Consider the following 22,174-nt stretch of genomic DNA (forward strand, 5'->3'; position numbering starts at 1 on the left):
AGGAAGATATGGACGTAGAAAACGAGTTTGGAATAATCGAACGGTTCAGACAGCATACTGCTGAGTATGCTGTCCGGTGGGCTGCTTAATGAAAAATTCGTGGGGATCCCTCAGGATCTGACCCCATTTTTACTGAGATGTACTGAGCGGCTGGAGGATACCGCCGGATGCGAAATTTGCACCTGAATATCACTGATCAATTGATGTAGCTCAGTATCATCAATAGCCTCTTTCATCTCTAGCTGAAACTCCAGGCAGGCATGACCATGCCAATTGGTTACACCTAATAAATCCCAGTCCAAAAGCTGCGGATGACTCAAGGTATGACCACTGTCCCGCGCTACTTCATCTAAGTCGGCGTCATCATCCGACAAATCCACTTCGAGGTATAAATACAACATCATCGGTCTTCCTGCTCCAAGGCAAAGTCAGCAGCTTTTTGTGCATGCAAAAAAGTCGTATCAAATAATGGCACGGCGCAGTCCTCAGCGCTTACCAATAAAGCTATTTCAGTGCAGCCCAGAATAATGGCTTCTGCACCTTGAACCACCAAATCTGCCATGATCTGCTGATACTGCAGCCGTGAGTCTGGCTTCACCACGCCCAGACACAATTCCTGATAAATCACCTGATGCACTAAGGCTCTGCTCTCTTCGTCCGGCACCAGCACCTCTAAACCATAAGACTCGGTCAGACGTTTTTTATAGAAATCCTGCTCCATGGTAAAGCGGGTGCCTAATAAAGCGACTTTGTTCAAACCTGCCAGCTGAATAGCTTCGGCCGTAGCATCAGCAATATGCAACAGTGGAATAGTCACAGCGGTTTCAATCACAGCGGCAACCTTATGCATGGTATTGGTACAAAGCACTAAACAATCCGCACCAGCAGATTGCAGCTTAACTGCCGCTTCAGCCAATAATTCAGCTGCTTTGTCCCAATCGCCACTGCGTTGCAACGCCTCAATGTCGGCAAAATCCACGCTGTATAAAATGATTTTGGCGCTGTGCAGGCCGCCTAGTTGCTGTTTAATGTGCTGATTGATCTGACGGTAATAAGGAATAGTTGACTCCCAGCTCATACCGCCTAGTAAACCTATAGTTTTCATTAAAAGTTCTCGAGGGTAATGACGGGGTTACAGTAACAAGGCCGGCCACTATAAACAACAAACCCGTTGACGACTGCAACGGGTTTTTATCATTCACGCAGAAGTAGGTAGTGCTTAGTAATAAATATCAGCTTTTTGATGCAGCTGAGGTTCGTCCTGCAGATCATCAAAAGAGACAGCTATATGCTGATCTTTATTATCCAGATCAGACAAATACACAGCTCTGTCCTGTGCATCAATCCAGCTCACTACACCTATGCCTTTTTTGGTTTGGCACACCATGCCTAATTTCAGCTCAAGTACGTTCATCTTACTTCTCCTCAGGCTTCGTCATTTAACTTGTCTGCTAAGTTAGACGCCCAAAGATGTCATTTTGATGTCCGACCAGATAAATTAATGCTAACTGAATGAATTAAAGCCGAATTTAGTTCAAAAAAATGGGGTCAGATCACATTGTTAACAGTTAACAATGTGATCTGACCCCATTTTAAGAGTTAGATACGGGTACGTTTTTTCTGAGTTTGTTTTGGCTTTTTCGCTTTAGCGCTTGAAGCGGCCGCTGCTTTTTCTGCTTTGACGACTTCAGGTTTCACACCCGACTGCACCATGATTTGATGCTTACGCACGGCACGCTTAATGCCAGCCATACGACGACGACGCTCATCGCGGTCTTCCGGCTTCATTAAACTTGTCGTCTCTGGCGACATCTGCACCAATTTACGTAAATAGTTTACTTCTTCCAGCGGGTATTCAGCATAACCACCCGCTGGTAAATGTTTAGGCAGTAATAAATCACCGTAACGAATACGGATAAGGCGGCTGACTACAGCGCCCTGCGATTCCCACATCCGGCGCACTTCGCGATTACGGCCTTCCGTCAACACTACGTGGAACCAGCGGTTAATACCTTCGCCGCCCATAGACTTCACTTTTTTGAAGTTGGCTTTACCATCTTCCAGCTCAACGCCCGTGCGCAGTTTTTGGATCATCGCATCGTTGACATCACCAAATACCCGCACTGCGTATTCACGTTCAACTTCAAACTTTGGATGCATTAAACGATTGGCCAGTTCACCGTCTGTGGTGAACAGCAATAAACCGCTGGTATTAATATCTAAACGGCCTATGGCTATCCAGCGTGAGTCTTTAATTTTCGGCAGGCGGTCAAATACCGTAGGACGACCTTCCGGATCGGTACGGGAACAAATCTCGCCTTCAGGTTTATGGTAAGCAATAACCCGGCACACCTGTTCCGCTTCAGCGGCAATTTTGACAGGATGGCCATCGACCCGCACTTGTTGGTTGGCATGAATACGATCGCCTAAATGCGCCACTTTGCCATCCACAGTCACACGTCCAGCACTGATGTATTCTTCCATCTCGCGGCGGGATCCAACACCGGATCGCGCCAGCACTTTCTGTAGTTTTTCACTCATGATTTAATGTATCTCTTCAGTCATCACGACTGGGTTAAAAAAATCCGGCGTTGCCTGAAACTCGGCCAGAGCAGGTAAATCGCTTAAATCCTTTAAGCCAAAATAATCTAAAAATATCGCTGTGGTGGCATACAAACCAGGACGACCCGGTACTTCTTTATGCCCCACCACTTTGACCCAACCGCGGTCGAGCAGCGTTCGCATAATCTGACTGCTGACCGTCACCCCCCGCACTTCTTCAATTTCGCCGCGGGTAATAGGCTGACGATAAGCAATCAGTGCCAAAGTTTCCAGCACAGCACGGGAATAACGCGGTGAACGTTCAGGCCATAATAGCGCCAGATATTCACTTAAATCAGCGCGGGTCTGAAAGCGAAAACCAGAAGCGGTTTCAATCAACTGAATGCCCCGGCCTAAATAATCCTGTTGCAACTGACTTAAAGCCTGCTGCAAACGTTTTCGGGTTAACTCAAAACTTTCCAGCACAGTGCTTTGCAAGTCATTCACAGACAAAGGTTTATCAGAGGCAAAAATAGCGGCTTCGACTAACTGCAGCAGTTGTTGCTCGTTAATTTTTTTCGCCATGCCCTCTCCTTAGTCTGTCGCTTCAAATAAGGCCGCTATTATGAAGATCTGATATGGATTTGACCATAAGCTTCTACTTGAATGACTTGTATCAGCTTTTCTTTAACCAGCTCCAGAATAGCTAAAAAGCTCACCACTACACCCTGCCTTCCTTCTGATAACTCAAAACATTCGGCAAACTCCAGGTAGTCGGTGCGTCCACGCAATAACTCCAAAATTTTACTCATACGCTCGCGGGTGGATAAATGCTCTTTTTTAATCTGGTGATGCTGAAAATCCTTGGCGCGTTTGGCAATGTCTTTTAGTGCCAGCAAAATTTCCTGCAACGACACTTCTGGCAAAATTACATAAGGCTCAAAATTATCATCTAAGGCTGCTTTGGCAGGAAAATAATCCCGCTCCTGGCGCGGCAGGCCGTCCATATCCGTAGCGGCTTTGCGGATAATTTCGTATTCCTGCAAACGCCGGACTAAATCAGCACGGGGATCCACCTCTTCATCCGACTTATGGTCGTGCTGCGGCAGTAATAAACGTGATTTAATTTCCGCCAGCATAGCGGCCATTAATAAATACTCTGCCGCCAGTTCAAAGTTCATATCCTGCATTAAATCAATGTATTCCATATACTGCAGGGTGATTTCATTGATCGGCAAATCGACAATATCAAAGCGGTGACGACGAATTAAATACAGCAGAAAATCCAGCGGGCCTTCGAAACTTTCCAGCAATACCGACAGCGCTTCAGGCGGAATATACAAATCTTCCGGCTTATCCAGCACAGCCTCGCCGCGGACAAAAGCCAGCGGCAAAGGCTGCTGTATCGTCAGGCTGGCAAAGCTGTCGGCTAAAGGCTCAGACATCATTGTTCAACCGGATTTCCAACCCAAAGTAATTGATGTTGCAGCGCGACGACAAGTGCGTGAGACCCCAGGAGCATAGTTTACCTATGTGACTGGGGCGAGCGCATGAAGTCAACAAAGCTGCAGCTTCAAGTACGAAGGGCTTAAACGAAAGCACTGCTATCGCCTGCACCCTGACGTATTACCACCGGATTGTCTTCTGATAAATCAATCACTGTGGTGTGGTTTTCAGCGATTACGCCACCGTGAATAATTAAATCCACCTGACGTTCTAATTGGTCGCGCATTTCTTCCGGGTCGGATTCGGCAAAGTCATTGCCAGGCAACACCAGTGAGCTCGACATTAAAGGTTCGCCCAGCTCTTCCAAAAGCGCCAGCGCAATTTTGTTTTGCGGAATACGCAAACCTACGGTTTTTTTCTTGTCGTTTAACAAACGCTTAGGTACTTCTTTGGTGCCCTTTAAAATAAAAGTATAAGCACCAGGGGTATGGTTTTTGATTAAACGAAAGGCGCTGTTTTCAACCTTGGCGTACACAGACAACTCAGAAAAATCGCGGCACATCAGGGTAAAATGATGCTCTGTGTTCATCTGGCGGATTTGTAAAATACGCTCAAGCGCGGCTTTGTCACCTATATGACAACCCAGTGCATAACCTGAATCTGTAGGGTAAATCACCACCCCACCTTGTTGAATAATATGCACAGCCTGTTTAATTAAACGCTGCTGTGGATTTTCAGGATGAATATAAAAAAACTGGCTCATAAAACTCTTCTTATTTTTTGTGCGCGTGATTAAGCAATAGCAATAAATTTGTTAAAAATCAAGATGAAAGCTGTACTGACTTGGGCTCAGGCAACTGCCAGTCCTGCCATACCGGAATGACATCGTCGGTAAAATACAATTGTCTGCCCAGCTCATTCCAGGGCGTTTCCTGATGAAAATCTGAACCGGCAGAGGCGGTTAAACCAAACTTCTGGCACAGCATCCACACCTGGCGTTTTTGCACAGGTGTCATCTGAGCTGAAGCCACCTCTATCGCCTTGCCACCAGCGGCAGAAAACTCTTCAGCTAAACGGGTTAACCAGCGGCCATTGAGTTTGTACTTCAGCGGATGGGCTAAAACCGGCGTACCACCTGCGGCTAAAATCCACTGCACAGCCTCTTGCAGCGGCACCCAGTTATTTGGCACATAGCCCGTATTGCCGCGGCTTAAATACTTTTTAAACACAGTATTCATCGAGCTGGCTTTGCCAATCTGCACCAGATAACGGGCAAAATGAGTGCGGGTTAAGGCGGCGCCATTAGCAATTTTGAGTACGTTCTCCAGTACGTCCGGTATTTTGTTTTTCTCTAAACGGCGTGCCATCTCTTCAGCCCGCTCTACCCTGCGCTGTTGCTGCGATGCCAAATGCTGTAAAAACACCGGACAATAGCTATTGATATTCAAACCCACAATATGAATTTCAAACTCGTACCAACTGGTCGAGATTTCCACACCTGGGATCAGGGTCAAAGGCAGTTGTTTTTCTGCAATAGCGGCACGGGCTTCTGCCAGACCAGCAATAGTATCGTGATCGGTAATAGCCAGCACATCCACGCCTTTACTGACGGCGCGTTCAACCAGTTCGGTTGGGCTTAATACGCCATCTGAGCAATAAGTGTGGCTGTGTAAATCAATTTTCATGGGAAAGGCTGCCTGACTAAACGGCCGTCATTGTGCCATACAATGCCCTTCGCGACCAGAAAGACGCTCGCCCTTTAGCTTCAACTCTCAAAGCAGTAAAAACTAAAGGACTTTTCTAAGCTTTAAAGCACCAGACTTAATACAGTGCGTGGAGGTAATTGCACAGAATAAGGCTGCAACGCACCTTTGAGCTGCAAATTAAAGCCTTTAGACTCCTGCGTAATATTTTGTACGATCAGCGCATAACGGCCATTAGGGCGCAGATAAGCCACATGACGAATATCCTGAGTGGATACTGAATCAATACGCACTGAGCCCTGCGGTACTACTTTAGTGGCGTGGGCAATTATGTAATAAGCCACATTACGCTTCACCTGTTGCCCCTCAATAGTCAAAGCCCCCAGACACAAACTGCAGCCACCTTTGGTATGAGGCTGCAGCTTAGCGTCAGAGCTTAAGTTCCATTGCAACACATTGCGGGCCCAATGCCGTGGCGCACCAATAATTAAATGTTCGATATGCCACATCAAAGAATCGTTAAAATCTGAATTGGCCCCCACCCACTGCTCGGTAAAATAAATGTTTTTATCCGGATGCGCCTGTTTTAGCTTATCCAACTCTTCGATGCTGCCGTTGTACAAATGAAAAGCTGAGCCATCGATATAAGGCTTTGCCTCTTTGTCGTTCAGCACCGCAATTGGGTATTCGATATGATCGGTATTGTGGTCATAAATAATAATTTTGGTGTCCAGTCCGGCTTTTTTAAACGCGGGCCCCAGATGGTTTTTAATAAAGTTGGCCTGATCCCGGGCATGCATCAATAAGCTTGGATTGTTGCCTGGATGCAGTGGTTCGTTTTGCACTGTCACAGCATCCAGATGAATCCCCTGCTGCTGCATCGCCTGAATGTACTTCACAAAATACAGCGCATAGCTGCCAAAATGTTGCTCCAAAAGCTCGCCACCTATAGTGGAATTGTTGCTTTTCATCCAGGCTGGCGGCGACCAGGGGCTGCCCAGCAGTTTAATCTTCGGATTAATCGCCAAAATTTGCTTCAACACCGGGATCAGATACTTTTCATCCGGCTTTATTGAAAACTGTTTAAGTTCAGGATCCTGCTGGCCTTCAGCTAAGTCGTTGTAGCTAAAAGGTTCAGGATCTAAATCCGAAGCACCAATACTGATGCGTAAATAACTCACGGCCAGTCCTTGCGCACCAAACAACTCTTGCAGCAAGGCGTTGCGATTCTCTGCGGTTAAGCCCATCAGATGCATAGCGCTGCCGCCCGTCAGGGTATAACCAAAGCCGTCCATCTGTTGAAATTGCTGCTCAGCCTTCAGCTGCAGTAGCGGCAGTTCTTTATTGAGCGGCTGCTGCCATAAGGCGGTTTCAGTACTTAATAACTGTTTTTGATCGGCGCTGGATAAATAGCTTTTTGTTGCCGCACTGGCGGTAAAAGGCAAAACAAATGCCCAAACCAGAGCAATCAGCTCCAGCTGTATTTTCAACAACTTCATAAATAACCTCTGTTAATGCGCGGCAATACCGGCAATAAAATCTGTATGTGTTGGCATTTTTTCAACACAAGCGCTAATGACATGGGCAGTGGACGCGGCAAAATCAGTGATTTGGGCCAGAGTTTTATTATCCACCATAGGGTCGTAACGCTCTGGCATCAGGCGCTGACCTAACAACACCTGCACCCAGCTGTCTTCGCGAAACAGCTCATCGGCCACTCGATGCACCCGGCCATAGCTCTGAAAAATGTCCAGTTTTTGCTGTAATGAGTCAGGCACTGTCATCTGCTTTAAGTAACGCCAGTACTCACTGTCATCCCGCTCTGTCACCTTATAATGCGCAATAATAAAATCGCGGATCTGCTCCATTTCCTGAGCGGCCAACAGGTTGTAATGATCGGTATTGGCCTTAGCAAAACTGCGATCGGGAAACAAATTCACCAAACGAGTGATGGCGGTTTGTACCAGATGTAAACTGGTCGACTCCAGCGGTTCCAGAAAGCCACTGGATAAGCCAATAGCGACACAATTACCCACCCACATTTGCTTGCGTTTACCTGTAGTAAAGCGGATCAGCCGGGGATCTGCACTTGCTGGCTGCTCAAGTGTCTGCAGCAAGCGTTGTTGGGCTACATCATCACTGGCATAAGCAGAGCTAAACACCAGCCCGTTACCAGTGCGGTGTTGCAGTGGAATACGCCATTGCCAGCCAAACTCATGTGCCGTAGCACGGGTATAAGGCGGCAAGGGGTTCAAGGTCGCCGAAGGCACAGCCCATGCGCTGTCATTGGGTAACCAGTGGCTCCAGTCGTCGTAGCCCACCCCCATAGTCTGACCAATCAATAAAGCGCGCAAACCTGAGCAGTCGATAAATAAATCTCCTGCTACCTGACGACCATCTTCCAGCAGCAGATGCCGGATATGACCACTGACCGCATCCCGCTCCACATGCCTGATCACCCCCTCATGCCGAATTACACCACGCTTTTCACTTAAGCTGCGCAGATAACGGGCATACAAACTGGCGTCAAAATGGTAGGCGTAGGCAATTTCACTGACAGGTGACTTAGGTTTGCCAGGATCAGCTGGCATAAACTTGTGCTGCTGAGCCATCTGACTGGCAATACAGTAGTGCTCAAAAGGCAAAGCCAGGCCTTGTTGTTTTAGCTTTAACCAGTACTGATAAAAACTTAGCCATTCCCACTGTCGGCCCAAAGCGCCAAAGGCATGAAAATAGCTGTCGCCTTGTTGCCCCCAGTTGGCAAACTCAATACCTAATTTAAAGGTGGCACCTGTAGCACGAATAAACTCCTGCTCGTTTATGCCACATAAATGGTTGTAGAGTTTAATGGCAGGAATAGTGGCTTCACCAACCCCTACAGTACCAATCTGCTCGGATTCCACCAGTTCAATCCGATAACGCTGCCCCGTCAGTTTCGCCAGCAAGGCTGCGCTCATCCAACCGGATGAGCCGCCTCCGACGATCACAATGGTCTGAATAGGTTCAAGCATTGTGCCGTCCTTCTGCTAAAGCTTGTAGCTCACACCCAGCAGGAACTGCCGGCCATATTCTTCATACACTTCCGGGAAGTAACTGCCACCGCCTTGCAAGGTATTCAGACGAGTGGTGTAAGGTGAGTTCGTCAGGTTATTCACTTGCATCAACAAAGTGATGCCGTCAAAACGGCCTTCGTCAAAGCTGTAACTTAACTGAGCATCCACTTGTTTATCCGCCAGTACTTCAGTGTAACCACGGGTGGCAAACAGCTGCACCACCTCACCACGGAATTCAGAGCGGTAGCGCTGACTCACCCTGGCTGAAAAGCCATTTTGCTCGTAGTAGAAAGTTAAATCCCGTACCCGATCAGACAAGCCTGGCAACTTGCTTGATGTACCAGGGCCGTCCGGCTGGATACTCGAATCTGACCAGGACTGACTACCAATAAAACCAAAACCTTCCAAAGCTGTTACATAGTTGCCAATATCTATCGACATACTCAGCTCCAGCCCTTTGATATTTCCGCCCTGACCATTGGCTGGACGGCTCATATTGCCAATAGGACTGATAGGTTCGATAGTGGAGTTATTGGGCGCATTGGAAAAATCAAAGTCAAAATTCTGGGTGTAGATATAGCTGTCGAGCTTTTTATAAAAAGCACCAGCTGCAACATAAGTGCTGCCATCCAGATAAGCTTCGTAGGTTAAATCCAAAGCTTTAGCACGCCATGGTTCCAGTTCAGGGTTACCACTGCTGCCGCTCCAGCGCCGTGAATCCACACCTACACCAGCGGTAATACTGGCGCGCATTTCATCCATGCGCGGACGCGCCATAGTTTTACCAGCCGCAAAACGGACAAACTGATCCTCCAGCACTTCCAGACTCAGGTTAATAGCAGGCAGCACATCGGTATAGGAAGCACCGGTTTCAACCTGAACTAAAGTAGCCGGGTTGTCCGGGTCATAGTCGCTGGCAAGGAAGCCGCTGGACAGCTGATCGGTTTGCACCACTTGCGTACCAAAGTTACCTTTGAGCGGTAAACCAAAAACTTCGGTATCCAGGTTGGCCCGCAGATAACTGGTCAGCACTTCTTCATCCACACCCCAGGCTTTATTCCATCTGTTGGTATCCAGAATAGGTTTGATGTCGTAATACCGATCGACCGTTGGCAAAATGTCGTACGAAATCACGCCAGGAATACCAGCAAAAGCCAGCGAGGTTGGGCTCACGAGCAAGGATGGGTCGATAGAAACCGGCGCTCTGTCATTTTTCAAAAACAGGTCGTTATCGTCTACCACTTTATCTTTGGTGCGTTTGGTGAAGTTCATGCCAAAATCGATAGAGCTGAAATTAGCACCGAGTTTGGTGTCTGTTAAATCGTAACGGGCACTGGCTTCGGCTTCACGGATTTGCTCTTTGACATGAGGGAAACGAATTGCACCGTCATGACCCCAACCGCCCCATGGCGCCGGGTCGCTCAACTGCACCTGATTGACATCAGTGTAATCTGTTGCCGGCGTATAGGTTGGGAAACCATGAGGCACTAAATCAAAACCAATGGAGTCAAAACCACCATTGTTGATACCAGCATAAGTTTCTAGCACCTGTTCGTCACGCTCAGAGCCTGAATAAGATAAATCCAGCTCCAAAGTCCAGCGATCCACTGTGTAGCTGGTGTTCCAGCCTATGGCTTTTAGCTCATCTTCCCGGGTATTGTTGTCATTACGCAGCACAGGACGCAGGTTGGTCGCAGTGCCGCTTTGCACCACTTTAGTGCCGCCAAATTCAGTAAAAGCAGGATTCTCAAACTGCATGCCGTCACCTGTCCACTGGTTAGTGAACCACATGGCACCCCGCATAATTTCATCTTGTTCGAATTTGGAGTAGTAAGTATCTATAGTGCTGTGCAGCTGATCGTTGGGCTTAAATTCAAACACAGCCATCACACCGTCACGCACCTGACTGCGCGCTACGGCTGTGACTTCCTGTCCGACTAAACCTAAAGCGTCGTCATTGTCAGTGCCTTCCAGCGCAGTATCGACAGTATTCCATTCCCAGGCTTTGTAATGCTTGACCTGAGTGGGCGTATCCATATGAGCAAAACCAATGGCCAGGCCTATAGTGTCGTCGGCAAACTGGTCAATATAAGACACACTGCCGCGCCAGCCATTAGCTGACACTTCAGGATGCATTTGGTCAAAGGAGCTTTTTTCACCCCGCAGGTTCATCATCACGGTTTGCTCGCCATGAGCCAAAGGCCGGATGGTGCGCATATCCACAGTGCCTGATAAGCCCATACCTGCTATAGCTAAATCTGAGGTTTTATATACCACAGCCCCATTAATCAGCTCTGAAGGGTACTGATCGTATTCCACAGCCCTGTTATCACCAGCACTGGCCTGTTGGCGGCCATTAAGAGTAGTAGTTGAGAAATCCGGTGCCAGACCCCGAATAGAGATCACCTGCACCCGGCCATTGACCCGCTGTCCTGCTAAACCAGGTAAACGGGTCAGAGATTCGGCAATACTCTGATCCGGCAATTTACCTATATCCTCTGCCGATACCGCTTCAACGATAGAGCTTTCATTCTTTTTAATATCAATAGTGGATTCCATACTACGACGGATACCCATCACCGAAATCACTTCAATTTGTTCATCAGCTTTTGCTTTCGCTGTGGTCTCAGTACCCGTTTGTTGAGCTATTGCCAGCGACGGCAACAAAGTCACGCCAACGGCCAATCCTAAAATCTGCTGAATAGCACTGCCTAATTTTGTCTTTTTCATCTTGATGTCTTCCTTCCCCTGTTGATGCCGGCTTTGCACCTTATTTATTTAGTTATGCCGATTTGACCCTACCCCAAGGCTCCCTGCTTGTCGTTTGAAACAGGTCGAACGCGTTAAAAAAATTCAATTATGCAGGTTCGAATAAAGTCGAACCAACAATCAGAACCATTAACCAATTGAAATTATTAAGCTTACGCTCAAAGCCTCCGACTATAAAATTTGTAAAATTAATCACAGTTTAAAAAAGCGCTGTTCTGAAAAAGCCTGTGCTGACTCAACCTACTTTGATTTTTACCGCAGAAAAATGCCTGCGACTAATGTATCAGTAACTGCCTCTACAAAGTCCTTGCCCTTCCCTGGTGACAGAGGCATAGTAAAGCTCTGATTGCACCGAAGATGTGCAAAACCATAACGAAAACAACGACAAACGCTGACGACACCCTCTATGGATACCATTCTGTTTAACTTCCATGACCTGCTGATGGTGGTCACGGCTTTTGAATCTTTGCTGTTGGCCTTACTGCTGGCGGCTTCGACACCAAAATCGTCTTTAAGTAACTGGCTGTTGGCTGCGTTTTTGTTTTGTCACTTTTTGATCCCTTTGCATGAGCTGACTTTCTGGGGCAAATTATTCCGCATCTGGTTGCTGGATATCTCACCTAACATCTTTTTTCTGTTTAGCTACGCCTACTTTTTAGATGGTCCTTTGTTGTACTTCTTTGTCCGGGCTTTGCTGTATAAAGATGTGCGTTTGCAGCGAAAACATCTGTGGCATCTCACGCCCTTAGCACTGTACGCTTTGCATATGCTGTGGAATTTTTACTCGCTGGATCACTCAACCCGGCTTGATCTGATTGAAAGCCAACATATCGCCTACTCGTCACCCCATTTGTATTTCGAAGCCTTGGGCCGTTTTGTCCGGGTCGGTTATGTGATCTGGTGTTTCCTGCTGGTCTGGAACTACCGCCAGCAATTAAGACATGAACAAGCCGATTTAAAAACTGCAGATATCGCCTGGTTAAAATTGATGCTGCTGTCCTTTCTGGTCATTTTTGGCTGGGATAGCGCTTTGCATTGCATCAAACTTTATGGCTTATTCACCAACAACTTTGATTTAGAGCTGTTGAATGTGGTGGGTTTATCCAGTTATTACCTGAACTTTATTGCGTTGAATATTCTGATTTTTTTACGTTTTACCGCATTTTCAAGCGTCAAACCTGTTAGTGAACAACCATGGTATGAAGCCAAAGAAGAACAAAACCCGTTGTCTGATCCGCTGATAGTGCAAAAGCTGGAGCAACTGATGTTGCAACAAAAGTTCTACGCCAACCCGGATATCACGCTGGACAAGCTGGCCGAAGCAGCGGGTTATCCGGCAAAAAAAATATCGCTGACGATTAAGCAGGCCTACCAGCTGAATTTCTATGAGTATGTAAACAGCCACAGGATCAACGCTGCGAAAAAACTACTGGCGGACAAGAGCCCTGACGCCAAAACCATTACCGACATTTACTACGAAGTGGGTTTTAACAGCAAATCTGTGTTTAATACTTTTTTTAAACGCCTGGAAGGGGTAACTCCCAGCCAATACAGAGAAAAGATGACGTCCGGATAATAGCAACACTTGTGGTATGCCAGTAAAAACAACAGCATCGCCCTAAAAAACTTAGCCATCTATCCACTTATACGTATTTTTTTGGGTTTATAACCAAACAGAGCTTGACGGCCATTTGATTTCAGGGTTTTATAGAGGCGTTTTCAAGACAACTGAATTAGAACGGATTTATAGCCAATGCAATTTCAAACAACAACTCAAACTCACATTTGGTGGTGGCATACTCCTTAACGGGCGTGTGGAGGCGTTGTATTCGCTATAAAACCAGGCCCGTTTCGAAAGATGCGGGCCTTTCGTTTTCTTAGGGTTGGTAAAATTTAATAACAGGAAAAACAATGATGAATTCTCAAGTAACACGTTGGCACTGGTGGCGACTTCCTGTTTAGCGGGCCGGACAACTATTGTCCGAATACAGCCAAAAAGCCCGCTTAAAGCGGGCTTTTTTTATATGGCCAATACTTCGCGTTGTTAAAAATCGTTCCTGACGATTTTTTATAAGAATTTAGGATTAGTGATGAATTTACAGCAAATTACTACCACCACAGGACAAGTGGCCAGCTTCAGCCAAACTCTGAGTATTCAGCCTGATCCGCTGCAAAGCTTCAGAGCTTTAACCAGCCAGGGCCAAATGGCGTTGTTACTGGAATCGGCTGAAATTGACAGCAAAAACAGCTTAAAAAGCCTGATGCTGATTGACGCCGCTTTGCGTATTGAGTGCAACTCCTTAGCAGTAAAAGTTGAAGCCTTAACAGACAACGGCAAAACGCTGCTGCCTTATCTGGCGTCTTTGCTGCAAGGCAAAGCAGAGCTGGAGCTTTCCCCTACTCTGTTACAAGTGCAGTTTGCCAAAGCCGACCCGCTACTGGATGAAGAAAGCCGCTTGTTGCTGCCGAACTCTTTAACTGTATTACGTTTGCTGCAACAGCAGTTGCAGAACAACAGCGACGAGCCTTTAGCCATCTTTTTAGGCGGTGTGATAGGTTACGACTTAGTCGCTATGGTGGAAGATTTACCCCAAGTGCCAACCGCTGAAAACCAATGCCCTGACTACCTGTTTTATCTGGCTGAAACTTTATTAGTGGTCGATCATCAGGCAGGCAATAGCCGTCTGATTGGTAATGTGTTTTGTGGTGCGCAAGCCCAGCAGCAGTATTTTGTTATAGGTCAGCGTCTATCAGAACTGCAGCAGTTATTACAGCAAGCAGCAGAGCCAACAGCAGCAACAGAGCCTGCAGCCAAAGCTGAAGTTAAAGTCGATATCAGCGACGCCGACTTTGTCGCCCAGGTCGAAATGCTGAAACAAAACATTGTGGCTGGTGATGTATTTCAGGTGGTGCCGTCGCGTTGTTTCAGCCTGCCCTGCCCTGATCCACAAGCCGCTTACGCCAAACTCAAACAACAAAACCCAAGTCCTTACATGTTTTACCTGCAGGACAGAAACTTCAGCTTATTTGGCGCTTCTCCTGAATCAGCATTGAAGTATGAAGCACAGACAGCCCAAGTTGAAATTTACCCTATAGCTGGCACCCGCCGCCGTGGTTTCGCGGCTAACGGCAGTATTGACCGCGACTTAGACAGCCGCATTGAACTGGAGCTGCGTCAGGACGAAAAAGAAAAAGCCGAACATTTAATGCTGGTCGACTTAGCCCGTAACGACGTCGCCCGTATCAGCGTGCCGGGCAGTCGTTACGTCAAAGAGCTGCTCAAAGTCGACCGTTACTCCTATGTGATGCATTTAGTCTCTCGTGTGGTCGGTACCTTAAAACCAGAACTGGACGCTTTGCATGCCTATCAGGCTTGCATGAATATGGGCACCTTAGTAGGCGCGCCCAAAGTGCGGGCTGCAGAACTGATCCGTGGTGTCGAGAAAAAACGTCGTGGCAGTTACGGTGGTGCAGTCGGCTATTTAGCAGGCAATGGCGACTTTGACAGCTGTATTGTGATTCGTTCGGCTTATGTGCAAAACGGCACAGCTTATATTCAGGCCGGTGCTGGTGTGGTGTATGACAGCGTAGCGCAAGCCGAAGCCGATGAAACCCGCAGCAAAGCTCAGGCTGTGATTAACGCTATTCAATCTGCAGGAGCTGCCGTATGAGCGTTGTGTACCTTTTAGATAATTTAGATTCGTTCAGCTACAACCTGGTCGATGAAGTCGCGCAGTTAGGCTTTAGCTTAAAGCTGTACCGCAACACAGTTCCTGCCGCTTATATCTTTGAAAAAATGCAGCAAGAACAACAGCCTGTCGTCTTATTATTATCGCCAGGCCCAGGCGCACCTTCACAAGCGGGCTCAATGCCGGAGCTCATTTCGCTTTGTGCCGGCAAATTTCCTATGCTCGGTATTTGTTTAGGTCATCAGGCGCTGGTGGAACATTATGGCGGAGTGGTCGGTCGAGCCGGTGAAACAGTGCATGGTAAAACCTCCATTATTACTTTGAACGACCATCCGGTATTTGGCGCTTTACCCAAACAATTCCCTGTGGCGCGTTATCACTCGTTAATGGCGACTGAAGTACCAAATTCGTTACAAGTCATTGCTGCTTATCAACATATTCCAATGGCTATAGTGCATGAAGAGCATAAAGCTCTGGGTTATCAATTCCACCCTGAGTCTATTTTGACCACTTTAGGTAAGCCTTTGTTAAAACAAAGCCTGGATTACTTAATGAAAAACCAGGGAGCCATAGCATGAGCCTTTCCTTATTAGAACTGGTACAAAAAAGCCTGAAAGGCGAAGCGTTATCCTTCGAACAAAGCCATGCCTTTTTCAGCGCAGTCGTCAAAGGTGACGTCGAACCTGTGTTACTGACAGCGCTTTTGGTCGCGCTGAAAATGCGTGGCGAAACGGCCGATGAAATTGCCGGTGCTGCCGCTGCGATGCGCGAAGCTGCAACAGCGTTTCCGACATCAGTAGCTGGCGCTATCGACTGTTGTGGTACAGGCGGCGATGGCTCCAATACCATCAATATTTCCAGCACTGCAGCTATTGTTGCCGCAAGTATGGGGTTGCCAGTGGCCAAACACGGCAATAGAAGCGTATCCTCTCAGTCCGGTTCAGCCGACTTACTGGAGCACTTAGGCATTAATATCCAAATGAGCCCTGCTACTGCCGCCAAAGCCTTAAGCCAAAGCAACAGCAGCTTCTTATTTGCGCCTTTGTATCATGCGGGTATAAAGCATGCGATGCCGGTGCGTACAGCGCTAAAAAGCCGCACTATTTTTAACTTATTAGGACCGCTGATGAACCCGGCTAAACCTGATTTCCAGCTGCTTGGCGTCTACGATCCGGCCTTAACGGGCGTGATGGCAGAGGCTCTGCAGCAATTGGGTGTCAAAGCAGCCTGGGTGGTGCATGGCAGCGGTTGTGATGAAATTGCTTTACATGGTGTGACCAACGTCAGCGCTGTCACCAGCACAGGGGCTATTGAGCACTTTGAACTAACGCCTGCTGATTTTGGTTTACCACAAATCAGCCTGAGTGAACTGACAGGCGGCAGTCCGGCCGACAACGCCGCTGCCACACTGGCTATTTTACAAGGCCAGGGCAAAACAGCGCATAACCAGGCGGTCGCGGCAAACGTTGCAGCCATGCTGCATATCACAGGTAAAAATGGCAGCCAAGGTTCTGATTTAAAACAGCTTACACAATCTGTCCTTGATCATTTAGCTTCAGGACAGGCTTTTTCGACATTGACGCAGTTAAGGGAACTTAGTCATGGCTAATGTGTTAACCACTATTATCGACCACAAAAAACTGGAAGTAGCAGAGCGCAAGCAACAACTGCCACTGGAGCAGTTTAAACAGTTAGTGCAACCTAGTCAGCGTAACTTTTTAAAAGCGCTGCAGCAAAAAGGCCCACGTTTTATTCTTGAATGCAAAAAGGCATCGCCCTCTAAAGGTTTAATCCGTAGCCCTTTTGATTTGGATGAAATATCTGCCGCTTATGCTCAATATGCCGATTGTATTTCAGTACTGACCGACGAGAAGTTTTTTCAGGGCAATTACGACTATCTGGCCAAAGTGCGCGCTAAAGTAAACCAGCCTTTGCTGCACAAAGACTTTATTATCGACCCTTACCAGATTTACCTCGGCCGTTTGCAGGGTTCTGACGCTGTGCTGTTAATGCTCTCTGTGCTGAACGATCTGGAGTATCTGGAACTGGCCAAGGTAGCGAAAAGCTTAAACCTGACCATCTTAACCGAGGTCAGCAACGAAGCAGAAACGCTGCGTGCTGTGGCTTTAGGTGCGGAGCTGATTGGCATTAATAACCGTGACTTGCGCACCTTGGATACCAACTTAGAAACCAGTTTTAAACTGGCTCGTCTGATCCCTAAAGGTATTACTATCGTATCCGAATCAGGCATTTACAGTTCACAACAAGTACGGCAACTGGCCAAAGTCGCAGATGCCTATCTGGTCGGTAGTTCGTTAATGGCGCAAGCTGATTTAGCCGACGCTTGCCGCTCACTGATCCGTGGCGAACATAAAGTCTGTGGTTTAACCCGCGCGCAAGACAGCAAAGCTGTATATGACAATGGTGCTTATTTTGGTGGCTTAATTTTTTATCCAAAATCACCGCGTTGTGTCACAGTCGAGCAAGCGAAAGCCGTACAACAAGGTGCGCCAGCACTGCATTATGTCGGTGTTTTTGTGGACGAAGCCGTAGAGACAGTAGCCGAAATAGCAAGGGATTTAAAACTAGCTGCAGTGCAGTTGCATGGTGATGAATCCGACTTGTACTTACAAAAACTGCGCCCTTTATTGCCGAAAACAACAGAGATTTGGAAAGCCTATCGTGTACAACACCAGCTACCGAAACTAACACGTTACGCTGACCGTTATTTGCTTGATGCTTACCATCCAACTCAAGCCGGTGGCACAGGCCAGCAATTTGACTGGCAATTATTGGACGAACAGCTGCTGGATAAAAAAGTGATGCTGGCTGGCGGTTTAACACCAGACAATGTCATAGCAGCACTTAAACATCAGGTTTTGGCCGTGGATCTTAATTCAGGCCTCGAATCCGCTCCCGGCATCAAAGATGCGGGCAAAGTTCAACACGCTTTTGCAAATATCAGAGAATTCAGTCATGACTAAACTCAATTTAAACCCCTATTTTGGCGATTTCGGTGGCATGTTTGTGCCTGAGTTGCTGGTTCCGGCTTTAGTGCAACTGGAGCAGGCTTTTGTGGATGCGCAAAAGGATCCGGCCTTTATCGCCGAATTTCAGGCCTTGCTAAAAGATTATGCTGGTCGCCCGACACCTTTGACCTTATGTCGAAATTTATCACCTAACCCGCTGGCAAAAATTTATTTAAAACGCGAAGACTTATTGCACGGTGGCGCGCACAAAACCAATCAGGTGTTGGGTCAGGCTTTGCTGGCTAAACGTATGGGTAAAAAAGATATTATTGCTGAAACAGGCGCTGGTCAGCATGGTGTAGCTACAGCTCTGGCGTGCGCCCTGTTGGGCCTTAACTGCAAAATTTACATGGGCGCTAAGGATATCGAGCGCCAGCAACCCAACGTATTCCGTATGAAGCTGATGGGCGCTACTGTTATTCCTGTCACAGCAGGTTCAGGCACCTTAAAGGATGCCGTCAACGAGGCGATGCGGGATTGGTCTGGCAGTTATGCCACCAGCCATTATTTATTAGGCACAGCAGCGGGCCCTCACCCATTCCCGACTATAGTGCGCGAATTCCAGAAAATGATTGGTGAAGAAGCCAAACAACAAATTCTTGAAGCCGAAGGTAAATTACCTGACGCTGTGCTGGCGTGCGTCGGCGGCGGCTCTAATGCCATTGGTATGTTCGCTGATTTCATTAAGGAAGAAGGCGTACGCTTAATTGGTATTGAACCAGGTGGCATGGGCATTCAAACGCACCAACACGGCGCAGCCTTAAGTACCGGCAGCTTTGGTATTTTGCATGGCGCGTACACTGCTATTATGCAAACCACTGATGGCCAGATTGAAGAGTCTTATTCTGTGTCTGCAGGTTTAGACTATCCGGCCGTTGGACCGCAACACACTTATCTGCAAAGCATAGGCCGCGCTGAATATGTGGCGATTAACGACGACGAAGCTTTAGCGGCTTTCCAGCATCTGGCGAAATCTGAGGGTATTATTCCTGCCCTTGAAAGCTCACATGCTTTGGCTCACGCGCTAAAAATGGCTGCAGCAGCGACCGAACCTTTAGTACTGCTGGTCAACTTATCAGGCCGTGGCGACAAAGACTTAAACCACGTCTACTCAATTATTGGCGAAGAGCACATCCAACCTAACGACATGGCCAAGCGCAGCTAAGGAGATTTTTATGCAACGTTATCAGCAGTTATTCAGCCGCCTTGCCGCTGCTAAACAAGGTGCTTTTGTACCATTCGTCACCATGGGAGATCCTGGTCTTGAATTGTCTTTTGATATTATCAAAACCTTAATTGACGCAGGCGCAGACGCGCTGGAACTGGGTATTCCCTTCTCCGACCCTATTGCCGACGGTCCTGTCATTCAAAACGCCAATATACGTGCATTGGCCGCAGGCGTGACACCAGCCCAGTGCTTTGAACTGATAAGCCGTATTCGTCAGTACAACAAAGACATTCCTATTGGTCTGTTGCTGTATAGCAATCTGGTGATGGCCAAAGGCATCGACAGCTTTTATCAGCAGGCGCAGCAAGCAGGCGTAGATTCTATTCTGATCGCCGACGTACCACTGCATGAAAGTAAGTTATTCAGAAACGCCGCGATGAAATACGACATCGCACCTATTTTTATCGCGCCGCCAAACATCACAGACGACAGCTTACGTGAATTGGCGTCTTACGGCCGTGGTTACACTTATCTGTTAAGCCGCGCTGGCGTCACTGGCACTGAAACTCAGGCCGCTATGCCTGCCAGCACACTGATTAATCAGCTGAAAGAATACAACGCAGCCCCTACCTTGCTCGGTTTTGGCATCTCCAAACCAGAGCATGTCAAAGCAGCTATCGAAAGCGGTGCGGCAGGCGCTATTTCAGGCTCAGCCATAGTGCAGATCATTGAAAAATATCAGGCAGAACCAGAACAACTAAAACAGCAGTTGTTTAACTTTGTCTCAGCGATGAAAGCCGCCACCTAACAATGTAAAAATGGGGTCAGATCACATTGTTAACAGTTAACAATGTGATCTGACCCCATTTTCATTACAAACCTCAGTACCTCATATCGCAAAACCCGCCAGTTTCGACTTTTTTTTGTAATTTTTCTGAAAATAAATTTCTGGCTTTTTAAATTTTTTTTCTGACGGATTTTCAGTTTTTTTGGCGCCAAACGAACACTTCTCAAGCAGTCTATAGATGGTAAATTTTTATCTATAAACCGCAGCAAAGCCAAAAAATCAGCACTTTCCACAAAAAAGGGAAATGAAAAAAACCGTTAAAAATCAAATAAAAATCGCCATTCCCGCCACAAAATTGCTCGAAAAAACTGCAATAATTGCAAAACCGATAATGATTTAATAAAATTCATCCGTTTGAATCTGTGAAAAAGATCGTTATACCTGTGTAAGGCCTTTGTCACACAATGTGGCTAAAGTCACGGGTAGGTGGAAAAATTAAAGCAAATTTTTTCGTTGTTTTAGTTTTTTTGCTGTGTAAAATCTGAGCGGCAATCTTATTGCCCCCTTAGTTAACAGGATGTAACTATGAACACGCACACAAGTTTTAAAGCTGGCGACAGCAGCTCCAGCTTCCTAAATAGACTTTTTGACATCATAGCTATAGGCGCAGCTTTATATCTGAGCCTTAAACTCTATGGTCAAGTCGTGACTACCAGTTACATTATGTTGTACTTCACTGTGATGGCTGTTTATCTGTACGCAGCGGAGTCAGTGCAACTTTACCGTTCATGGCGAATAGGATCGTTTTCACACAATATCTTTTTTGTAGCTTTGTGCTTATTTTTAGCTTTTAGCGCAATGCTGCTTATCACTTTTGCGTTAAAAAATACTGCCAGTTATTCGAGGGTGGTTTGTGTAGGCTGGTTTACCCTGGCATTTTGTTTTTCTGCACTGTGGCGTATCGCAGGTCGCATGATCAAAAACACACTGCACAAAAAAGGCTTCAGCACCAGAAAAGTGGCCATTATTGGTTGTACCGCTAATGCCAGCCGCTTAATCACTGAAATAGCGAACAGACCAGAACTTGGCCTGCAATTTCATGGCGTCTATGACGATCGCGTGCCGGATCGTCTGCCTGAATGCGGTCAATTGCTGCATGGTAAAATTGATGAATGTGTAGAGTCGGCCAGAGATGGCGCTTTTGACAAACTTTATATCACTTTGCCTTTGTCAGCCGACAAACGTATTTCAGAAATTATTCAACGCTTAGGCGACACCACTGTCGACGTGCACATAGTGCCCGACCTGCTGCTCTACAACCTGATGCATGCCAGATTAGGCAACATAGGCAGTGTGGAAACCTTAAGTGTATTTGAATCGCCCTATTACGGCGCCAGAGACTGGTTAAAACGCACTTTCGATGTTGTGGTCAGTACTATAGCTTTAGTTTTACTTGCTGTTCCTATGCTGGTTATAGCTGCAGCTATCAAGCTAACAAGCCGTGGTCCTGTGTTTTTTAAGCAGGACAGGTACGGATTGGACGGCAAGCCAATCAAGGTCTATAAGTTCCGTAGCATGACAGTTCAGGACAATGGCAACACAGTTATTCAGGCGACAAAAAACGATGCCAGAGTCACACCATTAGGTGCTGTATTGCGACGTACCTCACTCGACGAATTACCACAGTTTATCAATGTATTAAAAGGCGACATGTCTGTTGTTGGCCCGCGCCCTCATGCGGTAGCTCACAACGAACAGTACCGTAAGTTAGTGGCCTTTTATATGCTGCGGCATAAAGTAAAACCAGGCATTACCGGCTGGGCGCAAATCAACGGTTGGCGTGGTGAAACTGATTCGTTAGAAAAAATGGAGAAACGCGTAGAGTACGACCTGAATTACATCAAAAACTGGTCACTCTGGTGGGACACCAAAATTGTATTTTTAACCTTTTTCCGTGGTTTTACTGGAAAAAACGTTTACTAAAAGGGA

Annotated in this window: 19 protein-coding genes; 8 read left to right on the forward strand and 11 right to left on the reverse strand. The window is 47.0% G+C overall.

Features of this window, described 5'->3' with window-relative positions; genetic code table 11:
- Positions 1-110: 110 nt before the first annotated feature.
- The 11 genes from IEW88_RS10665 to IEW88_RS10715 form a co-directional block, all read right to left on the reverse strand.
- On the reverse strand, positions 111-404 hold the full coding sequence (locus IEW88_RS10665; RefSeq protein ID WP_147904482.1) for a hypothetical protein: 294 nt from the start codon (positions 402-404) through the stop codon (positions 111-113).
- A complete protein-coding gene (locus IEW88_RS10670; protein ID WP_147904481.1) occupies positions 401-1,105 on the reverse strand; it encodes an aspartate/glutamate racemase family protein in 705 nt (234 codons plus the stop codon). Before IEW88_RS10670 ends, IEW88_RS10665 begins: the two co-directional genes overlap by 4 nt.
- Before the next feature lie 114 nt (positions 1,106-1,219).
- On the reverse strand, positions 1,220-1,414 hold the full coding sequence (locus IEW88_RS10675; RefSeq protein ID WP_053424663.1) for a hypothetical protein: 195 nt from the start codon (positions 1,412-1,414) through the stop codon (positions 1,220-1,222).
- 185 nt (positions 1,415-1,599) lie between these two features.
- Positions 1,600-2,541: a 23S rRNA pseudouridine(2605) synthase RluB gene (gene rluB / locus IEW88_RS10680; RefSeq protein WP_147904480.1), complete on the reverse strand. Its 942-nt coding sequence runs from the start codon at positions 2,539-2,541 to the stop codon at positions 1,600-1,602.
- Between the two features lie 3 nt (positions 2,542-2,544).
- The gene (gene scpB, locus IEW88_RS10685; protein WP_147904479.1) at positions 2,545-3,126 is read right to left on the reverse strand and encodes an SMC-Scp complex subunit ScpB; all 582 of its coding nucleotides are present in this window, start codon (positions 3,124-3,126) and stop codon (positions 2,545-2,547) included.
- Positions 3,127-3,164: 38 nt separating this feature from the next.
- Positions 3,165-3,986, reverse strand: coding sequence for a segregation and condensation protein A (locus IEW88_RS10690; RefSeq protein ID WP_147904492.1), 822 nt, complete (start codon positions 3,984-3,986; stop codon positions 3,165-3,167).
- A gap of 143 nt (positions 3,987-4,129) precedes the next feature.
- The gene (locus IEW88_RS10695; RefSeq protein ID WP_147904478.1) at positions 4,130-4,750 is read right to left on the reverse strand and encodes an L-threonylcarbamoyladenylate synthase; all 621 of its coding nucleotides are present in this window, start codon (positions 4,748-4,750) and stop codon (positions 4,130-4,132) included.
- 58 nt (positions 4,751-4,808) lie between these two features.
- Positions 4,809-5,672 carry an RNase RNM gene (gene rnm, locus IEW88_RS10700; protein ID WP_147904477.1) on the reverse strand — a complete coding sequence of 288 codons (864 nt, stop codon included), beginning with the start codon at positions 5,670-5,672 and terminating at the stop codon, positions 4,809-4,811.
- Positions 5,673-5,794: 122 nt separating this feature from the next.
- Entirely contained in the window at positions 5,795-7,189 is a 1,395-nt protein-coding gene (locus IEW88_RS10705) for a glycoside hydrolase family 30 protein (RefSeq protein ID WP_147904476.1), read from the reverse strand.
- 12 nt (positions 7,190-7,201) lie between these two features.
- Complete coding sequence (locus tag IEW88_RS10710) at positions 7,202-8,701, reverse strand: tryptophan halogenase family protein (RefSeq protein ID WP_147904475.1); 1,500 nt, start codon at positions 8,699-8,701, stop codon at positions 7,202-7,204.
- Between the two features lie 15 nt (positions 8,702-8,716).
- Entirely contained in the window at positions 8,717-11,473 is a 2,757-nt protein-coding gene (locus tag IEW88_RS10715; RefSeq protein WP_147904474.1) for a TonB-dependent receptor, read from the reverse strand.
- Between the two features lie 445 nt (positions 11,474-11,918).
- On the opposite strand from IEW88_RS10715, the gene IEW88_RS10720 reads away from it, so the two are divergent.
- The 8 genes from IEW88_RS10720 to IEW88_RS10755 all read left to right on the forward strand — a co-directional run bounded on the left by IEW88_RS10720 (position 11,919) and on the right by IEW88_RS10755 (position 22,168).
- The gene (locus tag IEW88_RS10720) at positions 11,919-13,088 is read left to right on the forward strand and encodes an AraC family transcriptional regulator (RefSeq protein ID WP_147904473.1); all 1,170 of its coding nucleotides are present in this window, start codon (positions 11,919-11,921) and stop codon (positions 13,086-13,088) included.
- Positions 13,089-13,602: 514 nt separating this feature from the next.
- On the forward strand, positions 13,603-15,183 hold the full coding sequence (locus IEW88_RS10725) for an anthranilate synthase component 1 (protein WP_147904472.1): 1,581 nt from the start codon (positions 13,603-13,605) through the stop codon (positions 15,181-15,183).
- Entirely contained in the window at positions 15,180-15,779 is a 600-nt protein-coding gene (locus tag IEW88_RS10730) for an aminodeoxychorismate/anthranilate synthase component II (protein WP_147904471.1), read from the forward strand. The genes IEW88_RS10725 and IEW88_RS10730 overlap by 4 nt, the downstream gene beginning before the upstream one ends.
- Positions 15,776-16,810 carry an anthranilate phosphoribosyltransferase gene (gene trpD, locus IEW88_RS10735; RefSeq protein WP_147904470.1) on the forward strand — a complete coding sequence of 345 codons (1,035 nt, stop codon included), beginning with the start codon at positions 15,776-15,778 and terminating at the stop codon, positions 16,808-16,810. Before IEW88_RS10730 ends, trpD begins: the two co-directional genes overlap by 4 nt.
- On the forward strand, positions 16,803-18,185 hold the full coding sequence (gene trpCF, locus IEW88_RS10740) for a bifunctional indole-3-glycerol-phosphate synthase TrpC/phosphoribosylanthranilate isomerase TrpF (protein WP_147904469.1): 1,383 nt from the start codon (positions 16,803-16,805) through the stop codon (positions 18,183-18,185). Before trpD ends, trpCF begins: the two co-directional genes overlap by 8 nt.
- Entirely contained in the window at positions 18,178-19,395 is a 1,218-nt protein-coding gene (gene trpB / locus IEW88_RS10745; protein WP_147904468.1) for a tryptophan synthase subunit beta, read from the forward strand. Before trpCF ends, trpB begins: the two co-directional genes overlap by 8 nt.
- A 10-nt stretch (positions 19,396-19,405) precedes the next feature.
- A complete protein-coding gene (gene trpA, locus IEW88_RS10750; RefSeq protein WP_147904467.1) occupies positions 19,406-20,206 on the forward strand; it encodes a tryptophan synthase subunit alpha in 801 nt (266 codons plus the stop codon).
- A gap of 564 nt (positions 20,207-20,770) precedes the next feature.
- Positions 20,771-22,168 (forward strand): undecaprenyl-phosphate glucose phosphotransferase, encoded by a 1,398-nt coding sequence (locus IEW88_RS10755; protein ID WP_147904466.1) that lies wholly within the window; start codon positions 20,771-20,773, stop codon positions 22,166-22,168.
- The last annotated feature ends 6 nt before the right edge of the window (positions 22,169-22,174 follow it).

This window comes from Rheinheimera tangshanensis, from assembly GCF_014645135.1.
Classification (GTDB): Bacteria; Pseudomonadota; Gammaproteobacteria; order Enterobacterales; family Alteromonadaceae; genus Pararheinheimera; species Pararheinheimera tangshanensis.

Bases quoted from the DNA above. Each gene is read 5' to 3' on its own strand.
- IEW88_RS10665 (WP_147904482.1), bottom strand. From the start codon at position 404: ATGATGTTGTATTTATACCTCGAAGTGGATTTGTCGGATGATGACGCC.
- IEW88_RS10670 (WP_147904481.1), bottom strand. From the start codon at position 1,105: ATGAAAACTATAGGTTTACTAGGCGGTATGAGCTGGGAGTCAACTATT.
- IEW88_RS10675 (WP_053424663.1), bottom strand. From the start codon at position 1,414: ATGAACGTACTTGAGCTGAAATTAGGCATGGTGTGCCAAACCAAAAAA.
- rluB (WP_147904480.1), bottom strand. From the start codon at position 2,541: ATGAGTGAAAAACTACAGAAAGTGCTGGCGCGATCCGGTGTTGGATCC.
- scpB (WP_147904479.1), bottom strand. From the start codon at position 3,126: ATGGCGAAAAAAATTAACGAGCAACAACTGCTGCAGTTAGTCGAAGCC.
- IEW88_RS10690 (WP_147904492.1), bottom strand. From the start codon at position 3,986: ATGTCTGAGCCTTTAGCCGACAGCTTTGCCAGCCTGACGATACAGCAG.
- IEW88_RS10695 (WP_147904478.1), bottom strand. From the start codon at position 4,750: ATGAGCCAGTTTTTTTATATTCATCCTGAAAATCCACAGCAGCGTTTA.
- rnm (WP_147904477.1), bottom strand. From the start codon at position 5,672: ATGAAAATTGATTTACACAGCCACACTTATTGCTCAGATGGCGTATTA.
- IEW88_RS10705 (WP_147904476.1), bottom strand. From the start codon at position 7,189: ATGAAGTTGTTGAAAATACAGCTGGAGCTGATTGCTCTGGTTTGGGCA.
- IEW88_RS10710 (WP_147904475.1), bottom strand. From the start codon at position 8,701: ATGCTTGAACCTATTCAGACCATTGTGATCGTCGGAGGCGGCTCATCC.
- IEW88_RS10715 (WP_147904474.1), bottom strand. From the start codon at position 11,473: ATGAAAAAGACAAAATTAGGCAGTGCTATTCAGCAGATTTTAGGATTG.
- IEW88_RS10720 (WP_147904473.1), top strand. From the start codon at position 11,919: ATGGATACCATTCTGTTTAACTTCCATGACCTGCTGATGGTGGTCACG.
- IEW88_RS10725 (WP_147904472.1), top strand. From the start codon at position 13,603: ATGAATTTACAGCAAATTACTACCACCACAGGACAAGTGGCCAGCTTC.
- IEW88_RS10730 (WP_147904471.1), top strand. From the start codon at position 15,180: ATGAGCGTTGTGTACCTTTTAGATAATTTAGATTCGTTCAGCTACAAC.
- trpD (WP_147904470.1), top strand. From the start codon at position 15,776: ATGAGCCTTTCCTTATTAGAACTGGTACAAAAAAGCCTGAAAGGCGAA.
- trpCF (WP_147904469.1), top strand. From the start codon at position 16,803: ATGGCTAATGTGTTAACCACTATTATCGACCACAAAAAACTGGAAGTA.
- trpB (WP_147904468.1), top strand. From the start codon at position 18,178: ATGACTAAACTCAATTTAAACCCCTATTTTGGCGATTTCGGTGGCATG.
- trpA (WP_147904467.1), top strand. From the start codon at position 19,406: ATGCAACGTTATCAGCAGTTATTCAGCCGCCTTGCCGCTGCTAAACAA.
- IEW88_RS10755 (WP_147904466.1), top strand. From the start codon at position 20,771: ATGAACACGCACACAAGTTTTAAAGCTGGCGACAGCAGCTCCAGCTTC.